Raw genomic sequence first — 25349 nt, 5'->3', positions numbered from 1 at the left:
CAAGCATAGTACAATGGTCAGTATACAAGCTTCCCAAGCTTGGGATGCGGGTTCGATTCCCGTTGCTTGCTCCAAATGATGTGTTTTAGTAGGAGGGAATAACGTGGCATTAGAGCTGTTCAGACACAATGAAGAAGCCTATAAGGCTGTGGTGTCAATGCTTGCTGAACGAAATAAAGCCGCTGTAGTTCACCCTACCGGAACAGGAAAAAGTTTCATCGGTTTTAAACTCTGCTATGATAACTCCGATAAGATAATATGTTGGCTTTCTCCGTCAAGATATATTTATCAGACGCAGCTTGAGAATTTAAAAGAGGCAAGCGGTGGATATGAACCACAGAATGTGAAATTTTATACTTACGCCAAGCTTATGCTTTTATCTGATGAGGAATTTTCAGCGATAAAACCTGATTACATAATACTCGATGAATTTCACAGATGCGGTGCGGAATATTGGGGCATGGGCGTTCAGAAATTGCTTGAAATGTATCCAGATACACCGCTGTTAGGTCTGTCTGCCACAGCAATACGTTATCTTGATAACCAGCGTGATATGACAGACGAGCTTTTTGACGGAAATATCGCAAGTGAAATGACTTTGGGCGACGCTATCGTTCGTGGTATCCTTGATCCGCCTAAATATATTCTTTCGATATTTTCATATCAGAAGGATCTTGACGAATATGAAAAAAGAGTAAAAAATGCAAGATATAAGTCTATGCGTGACAAGGCTGAGGAATATCTTGAAGCACTTCGCAGGGCGTTAGATAAAGCAGAAAAGCTTGATGATATTTTTGATAAGCATATGGAAAACAGAGCAGGAAAATATATCGTTTTCTGTGCAAATCGTGAGCATATGGACGATATGATAGACAAGGCTGACGAATGGTTTCATAAGGTGGATAAAAGGCCTCATATTTATGAAGCTTATTCCAATGATCCTGAAACGAGCAAGGCTTTTCATGAATTTAAGGAGGATAATTCTGACCACCTTAAATTGCTCTACTGCATAGATATGCTTAACGAGGGCGTTCACGTTGATGATGTTTCAGGTGTTATTCTTCTGCGCCCGACTATCTCTCCAATTATCTATAAACAGCAGATCGGACGTGCGCTAAGTGCAGGGAAGTCACAAAGGCCTGCTATTTTCGATATTGTCAATAACATTGGAAATCTTTATAGCATAGATTCTATCAAAGAAGAAATGAAAGTCGCTGTTCGTTATTATCGTTCTCATGATAACGAGGACGTGGTAGTAAATGATAACTTTGAGCTTATTGACAAAGTTGAAGACTGCAAAAAGCTTTTCGATAAGCTTGAGGAGTCCCTTTCAGCTTCGTGGGACATCATGTATGAAAAGGCAAAAGCTTATTATGAAAAAAACGGTGACCTTGAAACACCTGCGACATATTTTACAGAGGACGGCTACAGCCTTGGTTTGTGGATAAATACACAAAGAGGACTATACAGAGGAACTCATAATGGAAAACCTCTTACGCAGATGCAGATAGACGCACTTAACGCTATCGGTATGCGCTGGCAGTCAATAGGAGAATTGTCATGGGAAAGATATTATGAAGCCGCTAAAAAGTATTATGAGGAGAACGGCAATCTTTTAGCACCATATTCATATGTAAATGAAAATGGAATAAACATTGGCCAGTGGTTAGTCACACAGCGAATGGCAAAGAAAAATGGTATCAGAAAATGGGGCTTTAGTGAGGAAAGATCCGCAAGGCTTGATGAGATAGGAATGGTATGGGACGTGCCTGATTATCTATGGGAAGAAAACTATGAGGCCGCCGTTAGATATCATCGTGAAAATGGTGACCTGGACGTTCCTGCAAAGTATGTAGACAGCGAGGGAATATGTCTTGGAGTTTGGCTCGACAGTATGCGAAAATCAAGACGGACAGGTTCACGTTCTCTGACAGCCGAGCAAATATCTCGCCTTGATAAACTCGGAATGAGCTGGGACGATAGAAACAACAGAAAATGGAATGATATGTTTCGTGAACTTACAGAATACTATAAGGATAACAACAATTTCAACATTCCTGTTTCATATAAAACCAAAAATGGTGCTTGTCTAGACACATGGGTGGAAAGACAGCGTATTTTGTATCGAGATGGCAAACTTTCAGACGCTCGCATTGAAAAGCTGAAAAGTATAAACTTTGTTTTTGATGTAACTTCTTCACGTTGGGAAGAAAAGTATTTACTGCTGAAAAAATATTATGATGAACACGGAAACACAGACATTTCTGATGACTTAACTGTTAGCAGGGCGAGTATAAACACTTGGATAAGCAGACAAAAAAAGTATGCCAAAGAGGGAAGATTATCAGAGGAACAGATAGAAAAGCTTAAGGCGATAGGACTCCTTTCAGATATCTCATATCATGAATATATATGGAATGAAAGATATTCGCTTGCAAAGCAATATTACGAAGAATATGGAAACATAAGCGTGCCTCAGAACGCTGTATATCATGAATTTCAGCTTGGTATATGGATATACAAACAGCGTGTGCAGAAAAGAGAAGGCGTTCTTTCACAGGATAGGATAGAATTATTGGATAAGCTCGGGATAGAGTGGAACAATTTGTCTGAGATAGAGAATGCTAGTCTTTATGAAAAGGGTTTTCAGCATCTTGAGAAATTTATATCTGAAAAAGGGATATATAAAATAAGGGCAATAACTGTGTGTGACGACGGATATCGCCTAGGAAACTGGATATCCAATTGCAGAGTACGATACAGACGTGGCGAGCTTGCAAAAAAATATGAGGAGAGATTCAGAAAGCTGAGATTTCCTCTTGACGCTAAAGATGAGTGGGAGTATCGCTATGAAGAATTAAAGGCTTATTTTGAAAAAAACGATACAAAACGGCTCCCAGAAAAATATGCTGCCTATGACGGCACAGATCTATCCTTGTGGTTTGCTAGACAAAAAAGAGCATATAAAAAAGGCGAGCTTACCAAAGAACAAATGAAAAAATTTGACGATATCGGCTATCCCTTTAAAGCCGAAAAGTCAGGGATATATAAGGCAAATATCACAAAATGGCTTGCTAAGTATGAGATAGTAAAGGAATATCTTAAACTGCATAAAGGCGAAAAGCTCGACCCTAAGGCAGAATACAAAGGGATAAAAATCATTGATTGGATACGTCAGCAGAGAAATTTTATCCAAAACGGAGTATTCAATGATGAAAGAGTAGAAATGTTCAATGAACTGGACCCTAAAACTGTTCTTGACAGTTTGATATCTCATTGGGATATAATGTATGAAGAAGCAGTGAGATATTTTGATGAGCATGGTGTTGGTGCAAGCGTCAAAAAGGGTATCATTGTTGACGGCAGTGAGCTGTGTAATTGGGTCAATGGCGAACAGAAGATAGTAAATGGAAAAGATAGCACACCAAGAACGCCTGAACAAATAGAAAAGCTCAAAAAGATAGGCATAGAGCCGCAAGTAAATGACAGATTTGAAAAACAGTGGCTGACAAGATACGAAGAATTGAGATCTTTCATTGCGGAAAACGGGAGAATGCCTCTCACAAGAAAAATAAAAGGATCAGAAAACAGCATTGCAGTATGGCTCAATTCTCAGAAGAAAAAATACAAGAATGGACAGATGTCAGACAAGCATATTGAAATGCTTGAAGCACTAAAAGTTGATCTTGATCCCGAAAAAATTTGTAGATAAGTAACCTAAAAAAGCTCTTAGATCGCAAGACGACCTAAGAGCTTTTATTCTGGTGCCGCTAACCGGACTTGAACCGGTACGGGTTTTACCCCGAGGGATTTTAAGTTTTTAAATCGGTGAAGCGTTTTAATTTCTTTTGTGGTCTTTTGTTCCCTTTTGTGCCCGATTTTTCGAGCTTTTTGAGTATCAAAAATTGAAAAACACCGAATTACAGCAGCTTTCAAGAATCATAAAAAACCATGTTTTTTGGTAGACTTTCGGTAGATTTGTGGTAGACAAAAGCCGATAACTTGACTTGGTAGACCTACGGTAGACACACGAAATAAATTTAGTTCCCTGCGAAAAATGCCGATTTTTGTAGAAGAAATTGGCACAAAGGATAGGAAATGTCTCGTGTATTTGCCACACAAGAAAATGATAATCTATTGTTACAGATAAAGCGGATTTGTGCTTTTGACCTCTAAAATCAAATCAAAAAATCAATCATTTGGCGGACGATGTTCCATATAATTGGAGCGTTGTCCGCTATTTTTATGCCTGAAAACCGAATACAGAGATAACGCTCCTCAGCAATGGGGGGCATTTTTTATTGTCAAAACTTATGAATCCCAGAATCACCATAAATATCAGGCTTGATAATCATAGCTACGCATTATTTTGCTGATGTATCACTTTATTACATTATATCATGTCTGCTGTTTTAATTAAGCAAAATGAAAAATAGGAGGTTTTTTATGTCTGAACGCCAGATCATCACGATCAGCGATGATAAGCTGTCCTGCGAAGCAACAGCTATACTGCTGAGAATGCTCAATTTTCCCGATACGGACTATCATACCGCAGAGGAGCTTTGTCCTTTCTTTGAAAATGATTCTCTGAAAACTATCAGGAACGCTCTGAACGAACTTTACAATGCAGGCTACCTCCGACGCAGCGGTAAGACCTATATGGTCAATAAGGTCAGGATCACACAAATGAAGCTCGCTTGAGCTGAAAACAGGAGGAAAATGGATATGTCTGCTAAAAAAATAAAAAAGGTCAAAACAACGCCATCATCGGTGTGCCGTGTCAATAAAAATGCAAACTATACAGTAATGAGCAACTATCATCTGCGGTCAACTAACCTCAGTCTGAAAGCAATCGGGCTTCTGAGTAAGGTTCTTTCTTTGCCGGAGAATTGGGATTACTCTATCTCAGGTCTGACAGCTATCTGCAAAGAGAAAGAAACAGCGATCAAGGCAGCATTGGACGAACTGAAGCATTGGGGTTACCTCACTGTGACTAAGCTGATGCCGAATGAAACGAAGAGCGGTCGTATAGAGTATGTCTATGACTTCTATGAGTATTCAGAAAAGGATTCGCCTGATGCAGACCGGGACGATGATGATACATACGATGAGGACGAAGAAACATCCACTGCCGAAGTAAGCTCCATAAAAAAAGCTCCGCAAGGAGCAGAAAAACAAGGCATAGAAAATCTACCTCTTGAAATTCTACCCGTAGAAATTCAAAAGGTAGAAAATCAGGGACAAATAAATACTAAGAAGATAATAAAGAAAAATCAAATACTGAGTAATCAAGTATCTATCAATCAGTCCCACTCCGTCAGCGGAAAAGCTGTTGAAAATGATGAAAAACAGACAGACGGACGGATTGACGGATATATCTGCGAAAAAGAGATTTATACCGAAGTAGTGAAAAACAACATCGACTTTTCCTACTTTGCAGAATGGCTCGGTGATGAGGAAGAAGCTGAGGAGATCGTTCAGATGATCGTTCGGCGGATATGTTCCCGAAAGAAAACGGAGCGTATCTGCGGACAGGACTTCCCCAGGGAAGTTGTCAAGTCCGCTATGCTAAAAGTTGATATAAACGTTCTTGAAAATGCTATTGAGCAGATGAAGCGTACAGACAATGTGCGGAACTATGAGAGTTATCTTATCAGCACTCTGTTCAACGAAGCCAACGGCAAGCGTTTCAAGGAAAATGCTGAGGGTCGATGGGCTGAGTATGCTGTCAAGAGAGATTTTGGCGGTTATGATGACTGAACGTTCCTGAGAGGAGGTGGTGGCTATGGGAGCGGAGAAGAAACCAGACGTAGCTGCTTGAAAGACGGCAAATGAGCTTTTTTGAAAGGAAGGTGAAGATCATGGCTAAGTCTATTCTGACACCGGAGGGCGATCTCGTCAACTACGATAACCTGATTGCGGTCAGCGTCGAAGTGCGTCCGGTCGGTGTCGATGAGGAGCATTCGGAAGATGAATACTGTATCGTTGGCACAGATGTGACCAACAAGGAAAATCTGCTGTATCACTCGCCCGACTATGACAAGGTGATGAGTGTCCAGCGTGACATTACCCGTTGGCTCCAGAGTGAAGCATTTTCAACTTTTGAGATGCCGACCGCAGACGAAGGCGGTGATGCGTAATGCCGTCCGACTATGAGAACGGTGCGAAGAAAACCATTGACATTTCGATCAAGGCGGAGAAAATGACCGCTGATGTGCTGAAATCGGCATTGCAGGAGTTTATGTCGGGCAAGGCAGAGAAAAAAGGGCGAATGACCTATAAGCAGTTGCAGGCTAAGTCGCCGTCAAAGCTCGACAGCATTGAGGTTTCAGACCGAAATATCGGGGATTTCCTGAAAACCGCACGAAAATACGATGTGGATTTTGCTCTGAAAAGAGATAAAAGCACCTCGCCGCCTACCTATCATGTTTTCTTTTCCGCTGCTAAGACAGAGGATTTCAAGAGGGCATTTTCGGAGTATGTCGGCAAGGACCAGTGCAAGACACCGAAGCGTGGTGAGTTCACCCGTGAGAAGATGCAGCAGCAGGCTCAGAAACTCAGGAGCAAACCTCGAAAACAGAAACAGAGAGAAAAAACAAGGGAGAACAGACGATGATCTACGGCTATTTCATGCCTGTGCCCGTTCCACGGGCAAGGGACGATGATGTTTTTACGGCGGTTTTTGATGCCGATACCAACAGAAAGGAAAGGTCTGCGAATTGCAGATCGACACGAGAAAACTCAAAAAGCTGATCATCAAGGCTATCCCCTATGTAGCTTTCTCTTATGTGGGTAACCTGATTGGCTTTGCGTACCGAACCGCTGAGGGCGACGGCTTTCAGGAAAAGCTCCTGCCCTTCATGAGCAATCTCGGTGTGGCATTTGCAAGAATCATTCCCAGTTTACACCCGTTTGATATTCTTTTCGGCTTGGTTCTTGCGGGTGTAATGAGGCTCGTCCTCTATGTCAAGTCGAAAAACAGGAAGAAATTTCGCCAGGGTGAGGAGTACGGCTCTGCCGTATGGGGCGGTGAAAAGGATATTGAGCCGTATATGGACTTATCCTGCCCCGAAAACAATGTAATTCTCACAAAGACGGAATCTCTCACAATGGGCAAGCCCTCTGCACCGAAGTTTGCGAGAAATAAAAATATCCTCGTTATCGGTGGCTCAGGCTCAGGTAAGACACGATTTTTCGTAAAGCCGAACCTGATGCAGATGCACTCCTCCTATGTAGTCACCGATCCGAAAGGCACGGTGCTTGTGGAGTGCGGAAGAATGCTCCAAAGGGGCCGCCCGAAACGAGTTGACGGAAATGTTGTGTACCGCAGGGACGATAAGGGAAACTATCTGAAAGATAAAAAAGGCAGATATATCCCTGTCTATGAGCCTTACAAGATCAAGGTGTTCAATACCATTGATTTTGCGAAGTCGATGCACTACAATCCGTTTGCTTACATCAGCAAGAAAAACCGTGAGAAGGACATTCTCAAATTCGTGGAAGTCCTTATCAAGAATACTTCTTCTTCTCAGCAGCCGTCCGGCGATGATTTTTGGGTGAAAGCGGAGAAACTGCTCTATACTGCGTATATTGCCCTTATCTTTGCTATGTACCCCGAAGATGAATGGAACTTTGAAACGTTGATCGACATGATCAACAATTCGGAGTGCCGTGAGGACGATGAGGAGTTCAAAAACAGCATTGACCTTGAATTTGAGATCGTGGAGTGCTGGCTGAACGGCACAAAGCACGAAGATCCCGAAGTCATGGCTGATTACGGTGACATCTTTGAAACGAAACCCGATGCCGAACAACGGCGCTTGGGTGCATTTGCACTCAAACAATTCAAGGCGTATAAGCTCGCTGCTGGAAAAACGGCTAAGTCTATTTTAATTAGCTGTTCGACACGACTTGCACCTTTTGCAATAGATGAGGTCTTGGAGATCACCTCCTACGATGAGCTGCACCTTGACAAGCTCGGTGACGAGCTGAGTGCGCTTTTCATAATCATCTCCGATACAGATGCGACTTTTAACTTCCTGGTCGCTATCATGTATTCACAGCTTTTCAACCTACTCTGTACAAAAGCAGATAATTCCCCAGGGGGAAAGCTGGACTATCATGTACGCTGTTTGTTAGACGAGTTCGCCAATATTGGCGAAATTCCGCAGTTTGAGAAGCTCATAGCGACGATCCGAAGCCGTGAAATAAGTGCGTCGATCATCTTGCAAGCTAAGAGCCAGCTAAAGGCTATATATAAAGATAATGCAGACACGATCGAAGGCAACTGTGATACGATGCTGTTTTTGGGCGGTAAGGAGAAGTCCACGCTGAAAGAGATCTCCGAAAGTCTCGGCAAGGAAACTATCGACAGTTTCAACACCTCTACCAACCGTGGACAGTCGGAAAGTTACGGAATGAACTATCAGAAGCTTGGAAAAGAGCTGAAAAGTCAAGACGAATTAGCGGTCATGGACGGCGGTAAATGTATCTTACAGCTTAGAGGAGTTCGTCCGTTCTTCTCGGACAAGTTTGACATTACCCGTCATAAGCAATATCCAATGCTCTTGGACGATAATCCTGAGATGGGGTTCAACATCGAAAAATATGTGAGTGACAAGAAGGCGATGCGTTTGAGACTGTCTCGACAGGAAAAGTTCACGGGGTATGGTGTTGATATGACGGACGCCGGACAGGAAGTTACAGCAGTATCGGCAAAAGAAACAGATAACGCTGATACTGCAATATCTGAGGAAACCGAAGAAAAAGAGATATATGTCGGCTTTTAACTCAGACAGTGAAGAAACCGAATAAAAAGAGAATCGGTTGAAGCTGCGGACAATCTTTACTTTATTTTTTTGAGGGAGACTTTTTACCTATGAACGAACTGAATATTTCTGCGGTCGATGCAACCGCAATGGAGACAGCAGCCACTACCTCTGCACCGAAGCACAAGTGGCTCTCTAAGCTCACCCGTGGTGCAAAGAAGGCAACCATGTTCTGCACAATCGCAGGCGTTATGGCATCTGCCTGTGCAACTCAGGCATTTGCAGCAGGCACGGGTGCTGTTGATACTTCTTCTTTCATTTCTACTGCGTGTACCGTTCTCAAGAGCGTTATCTGCCTGATCGGTGCAGGCGTTGGTGTATGGGGCGTTGTAAACCTTCTTGAAGGTTACGGTAATGATAACCCCGGTGCTAAATCCCAGGGCATGAAGCAGCTCATGTCAGGTCTTGGTCTGATTCTCCTTGCAATCGTCCTTGTTCCTGTTCTTGAAACAATGATGACGGGCGCAATTTAAGTGACGTTCTGACCTGAATATAAGCAGATTAGCTACATAGCGGTGGGTTTTGCATTGCAATAATGGGTTTTGGGTAAGCAATCTGCACTCTCAGATATGAAAGGGAGTGAAAATATAAATGGCAATAAATATCGGATATTTAACTGCCAATAAAACAAGTGCAGGAGATGAAGTGTACACTCCATTCTATGCGGTAGAGCCGTTAATGGAATTTCTGCCGAAAGACAAGAAAATATGGTGCCCGTTCGATGAAGAATGGAGTGCGTTTTATCAGTATCTTACCGAACAGGGGTTTTATGTGGAACGAAGCAGCTTGAAAGATGACAAGGATTTTTTTCACTTTGAGCCTGACGAATGGGATATTCTCGTAAGCAATCCCCCATTTTCTAAGAAGAATGAAGTCCTGAAACGAGCTTTTGCTTTTCAGAAGCCTTTTGCTCTGCTCTTGCCCGTGAACAGTATTCAGGGTAAGGCACGATACAAGATATTCAACAATGAGATTCAGATGCTTTGCTTTGATAGTCGGGTTGACTATCACACACAGCAGAATATGCTCTTTACAACAAAGGGCAATCATTTCGGATCTGCGTATTTTTGCAGAAACCTTCTCCCCACAAAACTGGAATTACGTCAGCTTGTGAAATATGACAGACCATTGATGAATTCCTCGGAGAGGGGTGATGAATAAATGGGAGTAATCAGCGATGCGATTGATGCTTTGGAGGATTGGTGCTGTGACTTATTCAAGGACGGCATAAAATCTCAGTTTGACGGAATTTCCGATCTTCTGACTGATACATTTGCTCAGACAACAGGTTCGGGAGCAAAGGGAAACCTTGTATCAAACTTTCTTACAAAGCATCCTGCTCAGTTTACGGGAACTGCCGGAAGTGCGCCGACAGGCTACGGGATTTGGGCAACTATCGAAACGCTCTGTAACAATGTTGTAGTCCCTATTGGAGGTTTCATTCTTACAGTCATCCTCTTGAATGAGCTTTGTCAAATGGTCATTCGGGGAAATAATTTCAAAGACTTCGATGATTCGATCTTTATAAAATGGATCATCAAAGCCTTATGCGGTGTAATACTTGTAGCCAACACATATTACATCGCTTCCGCACTATTTTCGTTTGGCACAAATGTATGCTCTAACGGACTTGCCACGCTGTTCGGCAGCGGTGACTATCTATCTAAAAGTCTTGCGATAAAGAAATCAGCTCTCAATAGCTTAGGCTTGGGAGAACTGATGACGGTGTGGTTCATATCCCTTATTGTTCATCTGGGAGTGATGATACTTATTGTTGCAATCGTAATTACCCTTGCAAGCCGTATCATCGAGGTGTTTATGTATCTCAGCATTGCACCTATTCCTATGGCAACAATGATGGACAGCGGAGAATGGGCAAGCATCGGTAAAAACTGGGTAAAACAGCTCTTAGCTCTTTCTTTCCAGGGGTTCTTTATCGTAGTCGCACTCGGTATTTTCAAAACGCTGTTTAGCAATATGATCGCTACGCTCAATTCAAGCAAGGACGGTGTGATAATGCAAATGGCAATGCTAATGGGATACACGGCAGCACTTATCTTTACCATTCTGCGTACAGGAGCTATCAGCAAAAGTGTGTTTAACGCACATTGACCTTGAACAAGATTGGAGGATTTATGGCACATTATGTACAAATCCCTAAAGACCTGAACGACATCAAAGAGAAGTTCATTATGGGATTTACCAAAAGACAGGTAATATGCTTTGGTATCGGTCTTGTTCTCGGAGCGCCTGTTTTCTTTCTGACGAAAACAGCTATAGGAATGTCCGGAGCAATTTTCGCTATGGGTGCAGTCGCTGCTCCTGCGATACTCTGCGGACTTTATAAGAAAAATGGTGTTTTCTTGGAGAAACAGGCAAAATATATGCGTGAATACTTTACAAGACCTCGAAAGCGGTATTACCGCACAACAAACATATTCGAGTGCTTTGAAAGGCATATCGAATACACAAGAATCAAGAAAAAGCTGAGAGATGCCGAAAGAAAAGGCTGATACGGCTTCCTATTATAGTACACTTTCGGTGTCTCCGCTTTTGAATACAAACGGAGGTTACCAATGGGATTTAGAAAGAGAAATGCCAATAAAAGTGATAACCGCAGCAAGTCTAAGGTTGTCATGGGCAAGCCAGCCTCTCAGCTTACAAAAGAGGACAAAAAAATACTTTCCGCACGAATGGCGGAAATCAAGAGTGCTAATGGCGGTAAGACTACGGTGCAGAACACGATTCCATATATGTGTATGTATAAGGACGGTGTTTGCCAGGTATCGGAGAACTTCTTCTCTATGACGATACAGTTTTATGATGCCAATTACTCTATTTCGGAGTTTGAGGAACAAAACAATATCTTCTCAAAGTATTGTGATGTTATCAATATCTTTGACAACACAATCAAATTCCAGCTTACCTTTGAAAATCAGAACAGATCAAAGGAAAAGCTCGTAAAAACGGTACAGATACCCGAACAGGACGATGATTTCAATGAGATCCGCAAGGAGTACAGCGAAATGCTGACCGATAAGCTGATGAAAGGCTCTAACGGTCAGTCGGCAAGAAAGTTCCTGACATTTGGTATCGAATCCACATCATACAAGGCAGCAAGAGCGAAGCTCATGTCGATCAAGAATGATGTAATCAAGGGCTTTAAGGCTTTCGGTGTCGAATCAGAAATGCTTGACGGCAAACAGAGACTTGAAGCTCTGTATTATGCCCTGAACCCTTACCGAAATTCCCCATTTCTTTTCGATTGGGGTGAAATGCTGAGGGCAGGAATGGACACAAAGGATTTCATCTGTCCGTCCTCGTTCAAATTCAATAAGAGCGATTTTGAGATCGGTAATGCCTACGGTGCTGTATGGGGTATGAATATCCTCGCCGGAGAGCTGTCGGACGAGATATTAAAGGACTTCCTTGAAATGCAGAACCTTTTCTGCGTGAATATCCACGTTGATCCGCTGGATCAGATAGATGCCCTGAAATTCGTCAAAAAGAAGCTCACCAATGTGGAGCAGATGAAAATCGACGAACAGAAAAAGGCATCGCAGTCCGGCTATGATCCCGACATTCTTCCGCCTGCGATCAAGATGTATATCGAGGACATTGAAAAGCTCCTCGCTGATCTGAACAGCAAGAATGAGCGTCTTTTTCATATCAGTATTTCACTGAGAGCTTATGCAAAAAGTAAAAAGGAGCTGAAACTTCTTTCTGAAATGCTGAAGCGTGTCTGCCAGAAGAATAACTGCACGATGTTTCCCTATGATTATCGACAGGAACAGACACTCGTTTCCACACTTCCGCTGTGCTATAACGAGATTCCTGTCCGCCGTGAGATGCACACAAGCGGTATCGCTATCTTCGTGCCGTTTACCACTAAAGAGCTGTTTCAGGACGGACAGGCTACCTATTACGGAATCAATACGCTGTCAGGAAATATGATACGTGCCAACAGGTCAAGACTCAAAAATCCTAATGGGCTTATCCTCGGTACGCCGGGTGCAGGCAAGAGTTTCAGCGTAAAGCGTGAAATTCTCGACTGCTTTCTTACAACAGTAGATGACATAATCATCTGCGACCCCGAAGGAGAGTATTTTCCGCTTGTTTCGGCTCTGCACGGACAGCTTATCAGAATTGCAAGCAATTCCGAACAGCATATCAACCCTATGGACATTACCATTGATGATTATCTGTTCAGCAATCCTATGGAAGTGATCGCAAATAAGTCCGATTTCCTGATTTCGCTTTGTGAGATCATTGTCGGAGGTCGCTACGGTCTTTCCGCTGAGGAACGCTCTGTTATCGACAAATGTGTTCAGAGCATCTACAAGCATTTTATCGAGAATGAGCCGACACCTGAAAAGATGCCGCTTCTCTCCGATTTGCAGCAGGAGCTTAATAATGAAGGCGAAGTCGCTCTGCGTGTAGCAAATTCTCTTGAAATGTTCGTAAACGGTAGCCAGAATCTCTTTAATCATCGTACCAACATTGATATGAGTAATCGTATCATCTGCTTTGATATTAAGGAGCTTGGCAATCAGCTCAAGAAGGTCGGTATGCTGATCGTGCAGGATACGGTATGGAACAGGGTTTCCGCAAACCGTGAAAAGAAAAAAATCACTCGCTACTACATTGATGAGTTCCACCTCCTTCTGAAAGAGGAACAGACAGCGAAGTATTCGGCTGAGATCTGGAAGCGTTTCCGTAAATGGGGCGGTGTGCCGACCGGTATCACGCAAAATGTCAAGGACTTGCTTTCTTCTCAGGAGGTTGAGAACATCTTTGATAACTCGGACTTCGTATATATGCTGAATCAGGCAGCCGGAGACAGAGACATTCTCGCTGAAAAGCTCCATATTTCTAAGGAGCAGATGAAGTTTGTAACAAACAGCGGTCCGGGCGAGGGACTTATCCGCTATGATAAAGTGCTTCTGCCGTTTACAGACCATTTTCCGATGGATACAGAGATGTATAAACTCATGACAACAAAACCTACTGAGGGTGCGTAAACTGCGCAGAATGGAGGATTTATGAGCTTACAGAGAAAAGAAAATAACCTCCGCAAAGCGCAGGCACATTTCGATAAAGTCAGCAGACGGTCGAAGCAGTTTCAGATAGACTTCCGCCGTGAAGCAAACAGCAGAGGTCGCTTTCATACCCGTGCATATATCGTCCGTGATGAGAAAACGCATCACGGCGGTCGGGGTATCGTCCATAAGTTTGCAAATGCGAAATACCGCATACAGGGCGATAAACCGTCAGTCACACGGACGATCAAATCATGGCAGCCAAAGACATTCAAGGGCAAGCTGTTCAAGGCAAATGCCCGTGCTATAAACTTTGCAGTTCACGATGTTACACAGACGGCGGTCGATACCGGTCTCGCAGCGGAAACTGGCGGTATCAAAACCGCCGGCACCGCCCAGCGTGAAGTCCGCAACAAGCTCAAACAGAAGTACACCCGTGAAGCGGTGGACGATTATCATCGTGGCGTATTTCTTGTGGGTCGCACGGCGGTCGATGCTGTCAAGGGTACGCACAATCACCTGAAAACAAAGAAGCAGTATAAGCTCGAAAAAGCGAAGTTACAGCTAAAGAAAGCTGATAACAAGATCTATAAGGCGAAAACTCAGAAGCCGAAAATGGCTGCGACAAAAGCCGATTTGAAGAAAGCAAAGGCGGAGTATAAAGCCCGAATTGTAAAAGATAAGGGCAATACGCTCTGCAAGGCGATGAACAAGCGCCGATTGCAGGCATATAAGCAGACAAAGCGTGAGCTGAAATTTGAGAGTAAACAGCTAAAAACAGAACAGCAGTTCCGTGTTAAGGAACTGCGTAATCAGAAAAAAATCACCAGAAACTCCCGTCCCGGCTTGCTTGCATTAAAGCCTGCCTCATATTCGGTAAAGCGAATGAAGGCTTCTGCGTGGCAGAAAGCTGTCAATGAAGATCAGGACAATGACGTACTTCATGCGATAGACTCGGCAAAACGCAGAATAGCTGAACCTGTCAAAGATAAGATAAGTAAGCCTCAGCGGTTACAGCGAGAAGAAAAAAAGCGTGATCGCCTGTCCGATGAAAAGTCGAAATCCAATAAAAAACTAAATCGGCAGGAAAACAAGCTGAATGAAAATCACGATAAATACAAGCAGAGAAAGAAGCGTAAACCCAAAAATAAGAAAACTAAAAAAACGGTGGCTGAGAGATTCAAGTCGGCTTTCAAATTCGTGAAAAATGTCTATGAAAAGGAAGTCAAAAAGTTCTTTGCAGCAATAGCTGTTCCGATACTTATTATCTTTCTTGTGTTTGCTTTTATCATTATGATTTTCAGCTCCATAGTTTCAGGCGGTGGTTTTACTCTCGGCACTTATGCGGCGCAGGACTATGACCTTTCCGAAGCTGAAAAGTATTACACGGAGCTTGTTTATAACTTCAATCAGAAAATACTTAAAGTCAGCGATACTTCTGATTGGAAAAAAGGTCTGACTGCTTTTGGTGCTAAGAAAAAAGACCTTAAAGATAAACCCGACAACTGGTACTGGGGCAAATCTTCGGTCTACGATTGGAAACCGCAATATGATTTCGATTGCTACAAACTGTGGGCTTTTCTGTGTGCGTATTACTATGATTTTGATGCCGATGATAACGGCGATATTAAGTATTGGAAATTCAAAAGCGATACAGAGGATTTGCTTGAGGACATTTTCAATGCGGAGTATGAGTTCGTATATTGGTATGACAATAAATCCCGTTGGGAGGAGCTTGACACCTATGTATATTTCGGCGGTGGAAGCAGTACCGACGGCAGTTACTATTATTGCGAGCAATCAGCAAGTAAAAGCAACGGAGCTTGGACTTACAAATTCAAGCCGACTTCTTATACCTCAGAGCTTGGTCAGTATCTTGACGGTGACGGCTATTGTTATATGAACAGCAATTATCGTGTACTGAACCCAAACGAAGATTATGCTCTCACGGGCTATTATGTTCTTGATAACCGCTATTATGCAGACACCGCACATACAAAGCAACCGTTCTATTGGATAGATGATAACGGCAAATTTTTCTTCCAAAATCATGACGGAGATAATCAGTACCGTTCGTTCTACGGTTGGGAGAACGATGATGCTTGGTTCATGATTACAGAATCCGATGCGAGATCGTGGACAGGCGACAGCAATTGTTCAGCTCTGTATGGTTATGTGCAGAAACAGTATTGGAAAACGGAGTGCAATCTCTACTACAACGTCAAGCAGAAAAAGACTTTTGATGAGGTCATAGAGGACAAGCTAAAATCAATGTCCCACAAGACAGAACGCTGGCAGTATTACAATCTGCTTGTCGGCAACGAGGACGGAAACACACTCTATGGCAATCATCAGACCTTGCATAATCTTCTGCCCGAGCCGTCTATCCGTGACTATTCCCTCAAAAGAGAGTTCGGATATGAAATGACAGGCTGGAATGAAGAAAGTGACGGTCTGTACCAGGGTATCAAGGTTTATGCTGACAGCGGTACAAAGCTCAAAATGCCTTTCAGCGGTAAGATAACCGACGTTGATACCGATGACAACAAGATCACTGTCCGCAAGGACGATGTACAGTATTGGTATGACGGCACGGGCGGTACTAAGCGTGATACGGAAGTCACCATTGCAAATGCGGTGCTTATAAATGACTACGAGGAGGGCGACAGTATCAAGGAAGGCAAGGAATTTGCCAAAACAACAGCCGGAAATGTTAATTTCCACATTTATATAGACACCGACGGCTACGGCTGGGACTATATTGATCCTCGGCTCGTGTTGTATTAACGGAGGTACATAATGGCTTTATATGATGCAAAAATAGAGAAATTCAGCAAAAAGGCAGAGCAGCTTGAAAGAAATATCAAGCGAGATACAGAGGAACGAAGACGGCTTCTCTCCGAAATCACAAGGCTGCGTTATCTCTCACTCTGCGAAAAGCTGAATTGTGATGGAGAGGAATTAGAAACCGTGCTTGCCAGAGAACATGAGCAGATTCAGAATATGAAGGCTCGTGGTCTGACCGATGATGAGATAGACGATCTCGGCAAAGGCGGCAAATATGAAGAACAAATGAGATTTTACTCTGAGGAGGACGATGATGAAAACAAGAATGATTAGTGCTGTGATGGCTGCTTTCATGCTTGCAGTAGCAAGTGTCGGCGGTATTACCGCTTCTGCCGAAGAAGGAACAGCAGAGACTACGGAAACAACCGCTTCTGAGCCTGCGGACGAAAGCTCCGATGATATGGAAAAGTTCCGTGAGGTCATGAGTGAGCTTGCCGAGGCAGAGACAACCGATGTTGTTCCCGACTATGACGGCGATCCCTATTACGATACCGACGGCAACGCCACCCTTATCAAGTCGGAGCAGATCATCTATAATACCGAGGAAATGCAGTTCATCGCTGTGACCACAAAGGACGGTCACGTTTTCTATGTGCTTATCAATTACACGGCAGGCAATGACGAGGACAATGTGTATTTCCTGAACAAAGTTGACGATTATGACCTGTATGCACTTCTTTACGCAGGAGATGAGGACGATGATGAAAAGGACAAGATCACTCCCGAACAGGCAGCTCAGGAAGCGGAAAAGGCTAACGGCAGAGTGCAGTCCTGCGACAGTAACGATGCTGACTATGCCGAAGATACCGCTGAGGACGGCGAGGAATCGTCTGAGTCAGCAGCTCAGGCAAAGTCTGTTCCTATGAACAAGAACAGTATGATTCTTATTTTGGGTGTGGTTGCTCTGATCGGTGTCGGTGCCGCAGGCTTCTTCCTGATGAAGAAAAAGAAAGGCGGCAATAAGACAGCGGTTCAGTTTGAGCCTGAGTATGACGATGATACAGAGATCACCGAAGAATCTGAGGACGATATGAGATTCTACGATAATCAGGACGATGAAGAATAAGAAAGAGAGGGCAAAAGAATGGAAAAGATGAAGAAGATCTGTTTATGTGCGGCAGCGGGGGCAGGGGTCGCCGGAATTGCAGGCATTTCTGCTAAGGCAGTTGAGGGTATGAGAAAGAAGTGGTTTCTCCGTGGCTTTGAAGCAGGACAGTTCATCGGCAACCTCACCGCTGCGGAGAACTTCGCTCAGGAAAAGACCGTGATTCAGCAGAAGTATGACAAGCTCTGCGAGGAGTTTGAGGAGCTTCAGGAGAACTACAACGATCTTTTTGATGACTACTACGAAGAATAATCAACTTTGAACCCAGTGGATTCAAAGTTCCCGACAACAGAACAAACAACATAAGACAATGAGAAAAGAGAGAGAATTTGTCTAATGAAGGTACTCAGTTTATTTGACGGTATCTCCTGCGGTATGCTGGCTCTGCAAAGGGCTGGCATTCCCGTGGAATGCTATGATGCGTTTGAGATCGACAAGTATGCCGTCACGGTCTCAAAGCGCAATTTCCCCGTAATCGTTCATCACGGGAATGTTTATGACGGCGATTTTACGCAGTTTCAGGGGTATGACCTTCTGCTCGGCGGTTCGCCCTGTACTTACTGGAGCATTGCCAAAAAGGACAGAGAGGTAGACTGTAACGGTGAAGGATTCAGGCTCTTTAAGGAGTATGTGAGAGCCTTAGAGGAATCAGGCTGTAAGTATTTCCTCTACGAAAACAACTACTCCGTTCATCAGTGTATTAAGGACGAGATCACAAGGGTTCTCGGTGTAGAACCTATCATGATAAACTCTGCACTTGTATCGGCACAAAACAGAAAGCGCTGTTACTGGACGAATATACCTTTTACTTCTTTCCCGGAAGATAAGGGCATTTTACTGAAAGATGTGCTTGAAAGCGGTCTGCCGTGGCAGGACAAGTCCTACTGTATGACCGCTTCTTATGACGGTGCTGTGCTGTATAACACCCTTGAACGTAAGCAGCGGACAATGGTCGCAGAGCCTATCCCGATCAATACATATCAGGGTACGGACAAGTCCCGTACCGTCATGGCAGGCTATCATAAGTACGGTGAAGCAACGATCATCAAAAATTCAGGCTTCAACGGCGGTACTACTGCGGTCGCTATGCCTATGGGAGCCGCCCAGCGTGGACGATATGTTGACGGCGAAAAGACCGAACAGCATATCGAATTTCGTGAGGACGGTAAATCCAACTGCCTAACTACGGTGCAGAAAGATTCGCTTGTATGCTCTCCCGTCCGTGTCGGACAGTATGGCAAGGGCGGACAGGGACAGCGTATTTATTCTGTTGTCGGCAAGTCTGTTACACTTTCTGCCAACGGTGGCGGTCAGGGTGCTAAGCAGGTCTATATAAGATTGATCTGCCTGACGGGGACTATGTGATACGCAAGCTCACGCCTGTCGAAGCGGAGCGTTTGCAGACTCTTCCCGACAACTATACCGCAGGCATTTCCAATACCCAGCGGTACAAGTGTATTGGCAACGGGTGGACGGTCGATGTGATCACACACATCTTGGGAGGGCTTCACGATGCTTGATGAAGCCCTGACCAAGTGCGCCGATAACAATAACTACACCATTTACACAAGTATGTGCAAGGCACAGCGTATCCTGATGCGGTCTTATTATCCTGTGTGCAGTATAAGCGGCGGTTCTGACAGCGATATTGTCCTTGACCTGATTCACAAGGTCGATGAGGACGGAAAGGTCAAGTATTTTTGGATAGATACGGGACTTGAATACTCCGCTACAAAGGAGCATTTAGACTATCTTGAACAGAAATACGGCATTACCATTGAGCGTGTCAAACCTGATAAGCCTATCCCGACCTGTGTGCGTGAGTATGGTGTTCCTTTTCTGTCGAAATATGTTTCCGAACAGATGATGCGTTTGCAGGCTCACGGATTTCAGTGGGAGGACGAACCGCTTGAAGTGCTGTTGCAGAGATACCCTCGGTGTAAGACGGCTCTGCAATGGTGGTGCGGAGAGCGATACTCTGACGAGGACGGTGTTCAGAAAATCAGCAGATTTTCAATTTACCGCAACCGTTTCCTAAAAGAGTTTATCATGCAGAATCCGCCGGATTTTCCCATATCCAACAAGTGCTGTGAATATGCGAAAAAGAAGCCCGCAAAGCGTATCGTCAAGGAACATGATGCAGACTTGGATATAACAGGTATCCGACAGGCTGAGGGCGGTATCCGTTCCGCAGCTTTCAAGACTTGTTTTTCTGAGTGCAAGTCTAAGGGGTGCAACACATTCCGTCCGGTATTTTGGTACACGGACGGCGATAAAAAGGACTATGAGCAGATGTTCGATGTTAAGCACTCCCGGTGTTATACAGAGTATGGCTTGCGGCGAACAGGCTGTGTAGGCTGTCCTTTCAGCAAACATATCAATGAGGAGCTTGCAATTATTGAGGAACATGAGCCGAATCTTTACAAGGCAGCGGTCAATATCTTCGGCAAGTCCTATGAATATACGGCGAAATACCGTGCTTTCGTAAAAGAAATGAAGGCAAAGGAAAAGGAGCAGAAAAAGAAAGATGTTTGATCCTGACATACAGAGGAAAGCAATCAGCCTTATCATGGGCTTTATTATGGAGTTTTCGGGAGTATCTTCCGAACCTGAACCGATTGAGCTGACAGCAGATAACTTGAATGTATCGACTGTTTCTGTTTCCTGCCTGAAAGTATCATGGGATTCTGAGCCTAACCGTGACTATTCTGTGAGCTGCACGTCTCATGATGATAACAATGCCTACGGCGATAATATGTACTTTGCTTTCAAAGGCAATGACCTTTGCTACATAACAGGTCTGCGTGAGAATACAGAGTACACGGTGACAGTCGAGCCTATTCTTTCTGAGGAAGAAAAAGACGGATATTCCGTAACACCTTCAACTGCTGACGGCAAGACTGAAACAGTCAAGGTCATATATGACTTTCCGTATGAGGACGGCTGGACAAACTGCTTTGCAGGCGAAAGAGCTTCGGGACTGACGGCTATGCCCAGCTCAGGGGCAATATACGGTTCAAAGGTCGATACCATAACAGAAACAGGAATACGCCGTGACGAATACGGAGATTACTGCTGTGCTATGGGTGTATGGTACGGATACTGCGGAGATCGTTTCCTGATCGAGCTTGAAAACGGTACGCAGTTTACTACAAAAATATGCGACAGCAAGGGTTATGCCGATGATGGTGAGGGTAAATATCACAACTTCGGCGGCAGCGGAAAGTGTATCGTTGAGTTTATCTATGACGATTATAACTTACCGTCCTGCGTGGCATTCTCAGGCTCATGGGGTTTTTACAACTGGAACGGTCTTGACCTCGGAGCTAATATCAAATCAATCAAAAAAATCAACTACGGTGAACCCGTAGAATACTGAAAAATGTGGAGGTTTCTATTATGAACGTAAAGAAGATCATCAAGGGAATTGTTGGACTCGGTGCTATGGCAGGTGTTGCATACGCTGCATATAAGCTCGGTGAAAGCAATGGCAAGATCAACGAGCGTTTCCGTGAAAAGTACGGCGATGACGAGGACGATATTGAGATTGACGATGATGAGGACGATGAGTTCAGGTTCTATGATAATATGATCGAGCCTGACGATGAGTGCCTTGCCCCTAATAAGGAGAAAAAGCCTTCTTTCTCTGTAAGCATACATAACTTTGCTCCGCTTGATTCCGTAAAGGTTGAGGGCATCTCGGAGAAAGATATGGATATACTTATCTATCATATCTCGCATGACAAATATACCTCGAACAAGCAGATTCGTGAGTGGCTTGAGGTTGACAAAGATACCGCTGCAAAGGTTATCTATGCACTCAGAAAAGCAGGATATATCGGGGACGAGTATTCCAACTATATGATTCCGGTCAACATCACAACTGAGGTGTATTTCCGACTCAGGTCGTACAACAATTCTACAAAGTAAAAGCACACTCCCCCCTATCAGGAAATGTGCTTTGATAATCAGATGCTTTTCTCCTATTTTTTCTCCTACAAAAAAGGTTTCTCCTATTATGATATGAAATGTAGGAGAAAGGTGTTTGCTGTCTGTTTCCCAAACTTGTGAATTTATTGATTTTGGGAAGCAGAACGTGTTATGTGTTTGTGAGCCAGTCCGAAAAGTCGATGATCTTTATGCCTTCATACTGATAGGCATCGTGGCGTGTCCTTGCAATCAGCATCTTGGGATAAGCATCCTTAATGGACAGCAGCGGTGATACCTCACGCTGAAAAGTTTTTTCATCGGTGATACTATCCGAAACCTGAATATACAGCTTCTCATCACGCTTGATCGCTACAAAGTCAACCTCTTTCTTGTAAAGGACACCGACATAAACCTCATAGCCACGGCGAAGCAGTTCAATAGCTACAATATTTTCAAGCACTCTGCCGTAGTCCATATTCTTCGTTCCGAGCTTTGCATAGCGGAAGGAATGATCGCTGAGGTAGTATTTCTCATTTGTCGAGAGATATTTCTTTCCCTTGATGTCATATCGGCGTACTTTATAAAATGCAAAGGCATTGCAGAGATACTGCATATATGAGCTGACAGTCTTATGGTTGATCTTGTCCTTATGGCTGTTAAAAGTATCAGCAATGGATCTGGCAGATGTGAGGTTCGAGATATTATCCATGAGAAAGTCAGCAAGTCTGTCCATAAGAATCGTATTGCGAATTTTATACTTTTTGCGAATATCCCTGACGATCAGAGTATTAAAGACTTCTGCAATATAGTCATATTTCGCTTGGGCGTCCTTATACACATAAGAGCCAGCCATACCGCCTTCGCAGACATATTTATCAAAGGCAGTGTAGAGGTCAGTATATGCAAAGTATTTTACATATTCAGCAAAGGAAAACGGATAAACCTTGATCTCGAAAGTTCTTCCTGTGAACAGTGTTGCAAGATCGGAGCTTAACAGAAACGCATTAGAGCCTGTGATATAAATATCGAATTTTTCTGATGCGTGTAAGCCATTTATTGCCTTTTCAAAATTATTGCACATCTGTATTTCATCTATCAGGACGAAATTATCAGCGCCTTCCTTGTAGGCTGCGTTGATATAGTCATACAACGGTCTATATTCTGTCAGATCATCAAAATCGGGCAAATTGAAGTTGATGTGTATGATATTGGCAGTCTCGATGTTAGCACTTACATAGCTTTTGAATGCTTCCAGCAATTTGGACTTACCGCTTCGGCGGACACCTGTGATGACCTTTATATCAGGCGTACCGATCACATTGATCATTTTTTCCAGATAGTCTTTTCTTTCAATCAGTTTCATAAGCACTCACGCTCCTTTAACCTTATTATACCACATCTATTTCCCGAAATCAAGTATTTTTAGATTTTGGGAAATAAAAATGAAAGGAAGTCGATATATGGCAATTCTAATCGTGGGCGAAAAGCCCAGTGTAAGCCGTGCAATCAGTTCCGTAGTAGGTGCGAACGCTACAAAGAAAGGTTACACCGAAGGCAATGGGTATATTGTATCGTGGTGTGTCGGTCATTTGGTGGGCTTGAAGTTCCCGAATGACTATGGCAACGGCTGGAACCAGAAATGGAGCTTTTCTCAGCTTCCTATGATTCCCGACAACTGGCTGTTTCAGATTACGGACAGCACAAAGGCTCAGTACAATCTTCTGAAAAACCTTATGAATAAGGACGAGGTAACAGAGATCATCTGTGCGACCGATGCGGACAGAGAGGGAGAATGTATCTTCCGCTATGTGTATAACATGGCTCGGTGCCGCAAGCCTGTGAAGCGTTTATGGATTTCTTCTCTTGAGGAATCCGCTATCCGCAAGGCACTTTCTAATATGAAGCCTATGTCCGCATACGATAACCTGTTCAATGCAGGCTATGCCCGTGCAAGAGCAGACTGGCTTGTGGGTATGAACGGCTCTCGACTGTTTTCTGTCCGATATGACGGAAAGCTCAATATTGGCAGGGTGCAGACACCTACTCTTGCAATGATCGTTCAGCGTGATGCGGAGGTAAACGGCTTTGTAAAGCAAAAGTATTACACGGCTGACCTTAACTGTGGTGCTTTTACGTTATCATCTGCAAGGATTGATGATGAGAAGTCTGCCGATGCACTTGTATCTGCCTGTTACGGCAGTACGGTCACTATCAGCTCGGTCAAGCGTGAGGTCAAGACCGATAAAGCTCCGAAGCTCTACGATCTGACAACATTACAGCGAGAAGCAAACAAGGCTTTCGGGTACACGGCACAGCAGACACTTGACTATACGCAGTCGCTCTATGAGGGCAAACTCGTCACTTATCCTCGCACCGACAGCCGGTATCTCAGCGATGATATGTTGCAGACTGCTCTTGAAGTTACTAAGCTCTGCGACAGCTATTTCGGGTTCGGCATCTCCCATACTCCTGATATAAAAAAGGTCATCAACAACAGCAAGGTATCGGGGCATCATGCGATTATACCCACAAACAGTATCGTCACGGCTGACCTTTCTTCTCTGCCGACAGGTGAAAAGAATATACTCACGCTGATCGCCGCAAAGCTGATTTGTGCAACGGCTCCGGAGCACAAGTATGAAGCTGTCAAGCTGACAGGTATCTGCAATGGTACGGAGTTCACGGCAACAGGCAGAACCGTCCTTGATATGGGGTGGAAACGCTTTATTAGGCAGACCGACAAGGAAAAGCCCGATGAAAAAGCTCTTCCTGCGGTATCTGAGGGACAGACTTTCACGGTAGCAGCAAGCAAGGGCGAACATTTCACAAGTCCTCCGAAGCCCTACACGGAAGATACGCTGTTATCTGCTATGGAACGTGCAGGCAACGAGGACTATGACGATGATACGGAGAAAAAGGGACTCGGTACTCCTGCGACACGGGCCGCAACCATTGAATCACTTGTGAAAAACGGTTATGTGGAGCGTGACGGCAAACAACTCAGGGCAACAGACAGGGGTAAGGAGCTTATCAAGGTTGTTCCCAATGAGGTAAAGTCTGCAAAGCTGACGGCTGAATGGGAATCAAAGCTACAGCAGATCGAACACGGTGAGCTGCCAGAAGCGGTCTTTATGTCGGGTATTCAACAGTTTATCACTGAGATGTGCAGTAAATACGGCTCTGTGGATAAGTCTGTTTCTTTTTCTGACGGCGGTCATGAGCCTATCGGCAAATGCCCGAAATGCGGTGCAGATGTAGTCAAGGGTAAATTTGGCTGGTACTGCAAGGGTAAGTGCGGTATGAATATCGCAAAAGTGTATGGGATATCTCTCTCCGATGCTCAGATCAAGGGACTGCTTGACGGCAAGTCCACAAGCTACACATCTAAGGGCAAAAAGACGATCGTCCTCCCTGAGATCGTGGAGAATCCGTACAATGGGAAGGTGTACTATCAGTGGAGAACGGAGAGGGGTAAATAAAAAAAACAGCAAGGGTGTCCTTGCTGTTTGAGTGTAGTTCTACAAACTGGAATTTGACGCTCTATTAATGCTATTAAACCCAATCAATAGCATTCTTTACAAGTTTGACAAATGGTTCACA

Annotated in this window: 22 protein-coding genes; 21 read left to right on the top strand and 1 reads right to left on the bottom strand. The window is 44.0% G+C overall.

Going from position 1 to position 25349, the window contains the following annotated elements; translation table 11 throughout:
* The first annotated feature begins 103 nt into the window (after nt 1-103).
* The 20 genes from AB5Z01_RS11805 (at nt 104) to AB5Z01_RS11710 (ending at nt 21749) form a co-directional block, all read left to right on the top strand.
* Entirely contained in the window at nt 104-3712 is a 3609-nt protein-coding gene (locus AB5Z01_RS11805) for a Helicase associated domain protein (RefSeq protein ID WP_287216020.1), read from the top strand.
* A gap of 734 nt (nt 3713-4446) precedes the next feature.
* Nucleotides 4447-4701 carry a hypothetical protein gene (locus tag AB5Z01_RS11800; protein ID WP_046436726.1) on the top strand — a complete coding sequence of 85 codons (255 nt, stop codon included), beginning with the start codon at nt 4447-4449 and terminating at the stop codon, nt 4699-4701.
* 24 nt (nt 4702-4725) lie between these two features.
* Nucleotides 4726-5760 (top strand): DUF6017 domain-containing protein, encoded by a 1035-nt coding sequence (locus tag AB5Z01_RS11795; protein ID WP_368365560.1) that lies wholly within the window; start codon nt 4726-4728, stop codon nt 5758-5760.
* Nucleotides 5761-5861: 101 nt separating this feature from the next.
* Complete coding sequence (locus AB5Z01_RS11790; protein ID WP_022049964.1) at nt 5862-6140, top strand: hypothetical protein; 279 nt, start codon at nt 5862-5864, stop codon at nt 6138-6140.
* Complete coding sequence (locus AB5Z01_RS11785) at nt 6140-6616, top strand: PcfB family protein (protein ID WP_022049963.1); 477 nt, start codon at nt 6140-6142, stop codon at nt 6614-6616. The genes AB5Z01_RS11790 and AB5Z01_RS11785 overlap by 1 nt, the downstream gene beginning before the upstream one ends.
* A 109-nt stretch (nt 6617-6725) precedes the next feature.
* Complete coding sequence (locus AB5Z01_RS11780; RefSeq protein ID WP_368365561.1) at nt 6726-8789, top strand: VirD4-like conjugal transfer protein, CD1115 family; 2064 nt, start codon at nt 6726-6728, stop codon at nt 8787-8789.
* Between the two features lie 296 nt (nt 8790-9085).
* Nucleotides 9086-9301 carry a Maff2 family mobile element protein gene (locus AB5Z01_RS11775; protein WP_041326773.1) on the top strand — a complete coding sequence of 72 codons (216 nt, stop codon included), beginning with the start codon at nt 9086-9088 and terminating at the stop codon, nt 9299-9301.
* A gap of 118 nt (nt 9302-9419) precedes the next feature.
* Nucleotides 9420-9989, top strand: a complete 570-nt coding sequence (locus AB5Z01_RS11770; protein WP_046436721.1) for a tRNA (adenine-N(6)-)-methyltransferase — start codon at nt 9420-9422, stop codon at nt 9987-9989.
* Nucleotides 9990-10940 carry a VirB6/TrbL-like conjugal transfer protein, CD1112 family gene (locus AB5Z01_RS11765; protein ID WP_046436719.1) on the top strand — a complete coding sequence of 317 codons (951 nt, stop codon included), beginning with the start codon at nt 9990-9992 and terminating at the stop codon, nt 10938-10940.
* Between the two features lie 23 nt (nt 10941-10963).
* Nucleotides 10964-11341: a PrgI family protein gene (locus AB5Z01_RS11760; RefSeq protein ID WP_046436716.1), complete on the top strand. Its 378-nt coding sequence runs from the start codon at nt 10964-10966 to the stop codon at nt 11339-11341.
* 63 nt (nt 11342-11404) lie between these two features.
* A complete protein-coding gene (locus AB5Z01_RS11755) occupies nt 11405-13849 on the top strand; it encodes a VirB4-like conjugal transfer ATPase, CD1110 family (protein ID WP_368365559.1) in 2445 nt (814 codons plus the stop codon).
* A 21-nt stretch (nt 13850-13870) separates the two neighbouring features.
* Entirely contained in the window at nt 13871-16654 is a 2784-nt protein-coding gene (locus AB5Z01_RS11750; RefSeq protein ID WP_046436713.1) for a hypothetical protein, read from the top strand.
* 12 nt (nt 16655-16666) lie between these two features.
* Nucleotides 16667-16987, top strand: coding sequence for a hypothetical protein (locus AB5Z01_RS11745; RefSeq protein ID WP_046436710.1), 321 nt, complete (start codon nt 16667-16669; stop codon nt 16985-16987).
* On the top strand, nt 16968-17780 hold the full coding sequence (locus AB5Z01_RS11740) for a CD1107 family mobile element protein (RefSeq protein WP_046436708.1): 813 nt from the start codon (nt 16968-16970) through the stop codon (nt 17778-17780). Before AB5Z01_RS11745 ends, AB5Z01_RS11740 begins: the two co-directional genes overlap by 20 nt.
* A gap of 18 nt (nt 17781-17798) precedes the next feature.
* On the top strand, nt 17799-18071 hold the full coding sequence (locus tag AB5Z01_RS11735; RefSeq protein WP_272111785.1) for a hypothetical protein: 273 nt from the start codon (nt 17799-17801) through the stop codon (nt 18069-18071).
* 84 nt (nt 18072-18155) lie between these two features.
* The gene (locus AB5Z01_RS11730; RefSeq protein ID WP_368365558.1) at nt 18156-19184 is read left to right on the top strand and encodes a DNA cytosine methyltransferase; all 1029 of its coding nucleotides are present in this window, start codon (nt 18156-18158) and stop codon (nt 19182-19184) included.
* On the top strand, nt 19181-19339 hold the full coding sequence (locus tag AB5Z01_RS11725) for a DNA cytosine methyltransferase (RefSeq protein WP_368365557.1): 159 nt from the start codon (nt 19181-19183) through the stop codon (nt 19337-19339). The genes AB5Z01_RS11730 and AB5Z01_RS11725 overlap by 4 nt, the downstream gene beginning before the upstream one ends.
* On the top strand, nt 19332-20354 hold the full coding sequence (locus tag AB5Z01_RS11720; protein WP_046438488.1) for a phosphoadenosine phosphosulfate reductase family protein: 1023 nt from the start codon (nt 19332-19334) through the stop codon (nt 20352-20354). The genes AB5Z01_RS11725 and AB5Z01_RS11720 overlap by 8 nt, the downstream gene beginning before the upstream one ends.
* Nucleotides 20347-21198 carry a fibronectin type III gene (locus tag AB5Z01_RS11715; RefSeq protein WP_272111782.1) on the top strand — a complete coding sequence of 284 codons (852 nt, stop codon included), beginning with the start codon at nt 20347-20349 and terminating at the stop codon, nt 21196-21198. Before AB5Z01_RS11720 ends, AB5Z01_RS11715 begins: the two co-directional genes overlap by 8 nt.
* 20 nt (nt 21199-21218) lie before the next feature.
* On the top strand, nt 21219-21749 hold the full coding sequence (locus AB5Z01_RS11710; protein WP_046438486.1) for a hypothetical protein: 531 nt from the start codon (nt 21219-21221) through the stop codon (nt 21747-21749).
* A gap of 169 nt (nt 21750-21918) precedes the next feature.
* On the opposite strand, the gene AB5Z01_RS11705 is transcribed toward AB5Z01_RS11710, so the two are convergent.
* Nucleotides 21919-23112, bottom strand: coding sequence for an ATP-binding protein (locus AB5Z01_RS11705; RefSeq protein WP_046438484.1), 1194 nt, complete (start codon nt 23110-23112; stop codon nt 21919-21921).
* A gap of 97 nt (nt 23113-23209) precedes the next feature.
* Here AB5Z01_RS11705 and AB5Z01_RS11700 point away from each other — a divergent pair, with 97 nt between their 5' ends.
* Nucleotides 23210-25228 carry a DNA topoisomerase 3 gene (locus tag AB5Z01_RS11700; RefSeq protein ID WP_272111778.1) on the top strand — a complete coding sequence of 673 codons (2019 nt, stop codon included), beginning with the start codon at nt 23210-23212 and terminating at the stop codon, nt 25226-25228.
* Nucleotides 25229-25349: the final 121 nt, after the last annotated feature.

This window comes from Ruminococcus sp. RTP21359st1_H3_RTP21359_211015, from assembly GCF_040909065.1.
GTDB classification, from domain to species: domain Bacteria; phylum Bacillota; class Clostridia; order Oscillospirales; family Ruminococcaceae; genus Hominimerdicola; species Hominimerdicola aceti.
The sequence above is the reverse complement of the archived record's forward strand: the minus strand, read 5'-3'. Positions and strand labels throughout refer to the sequence as shown.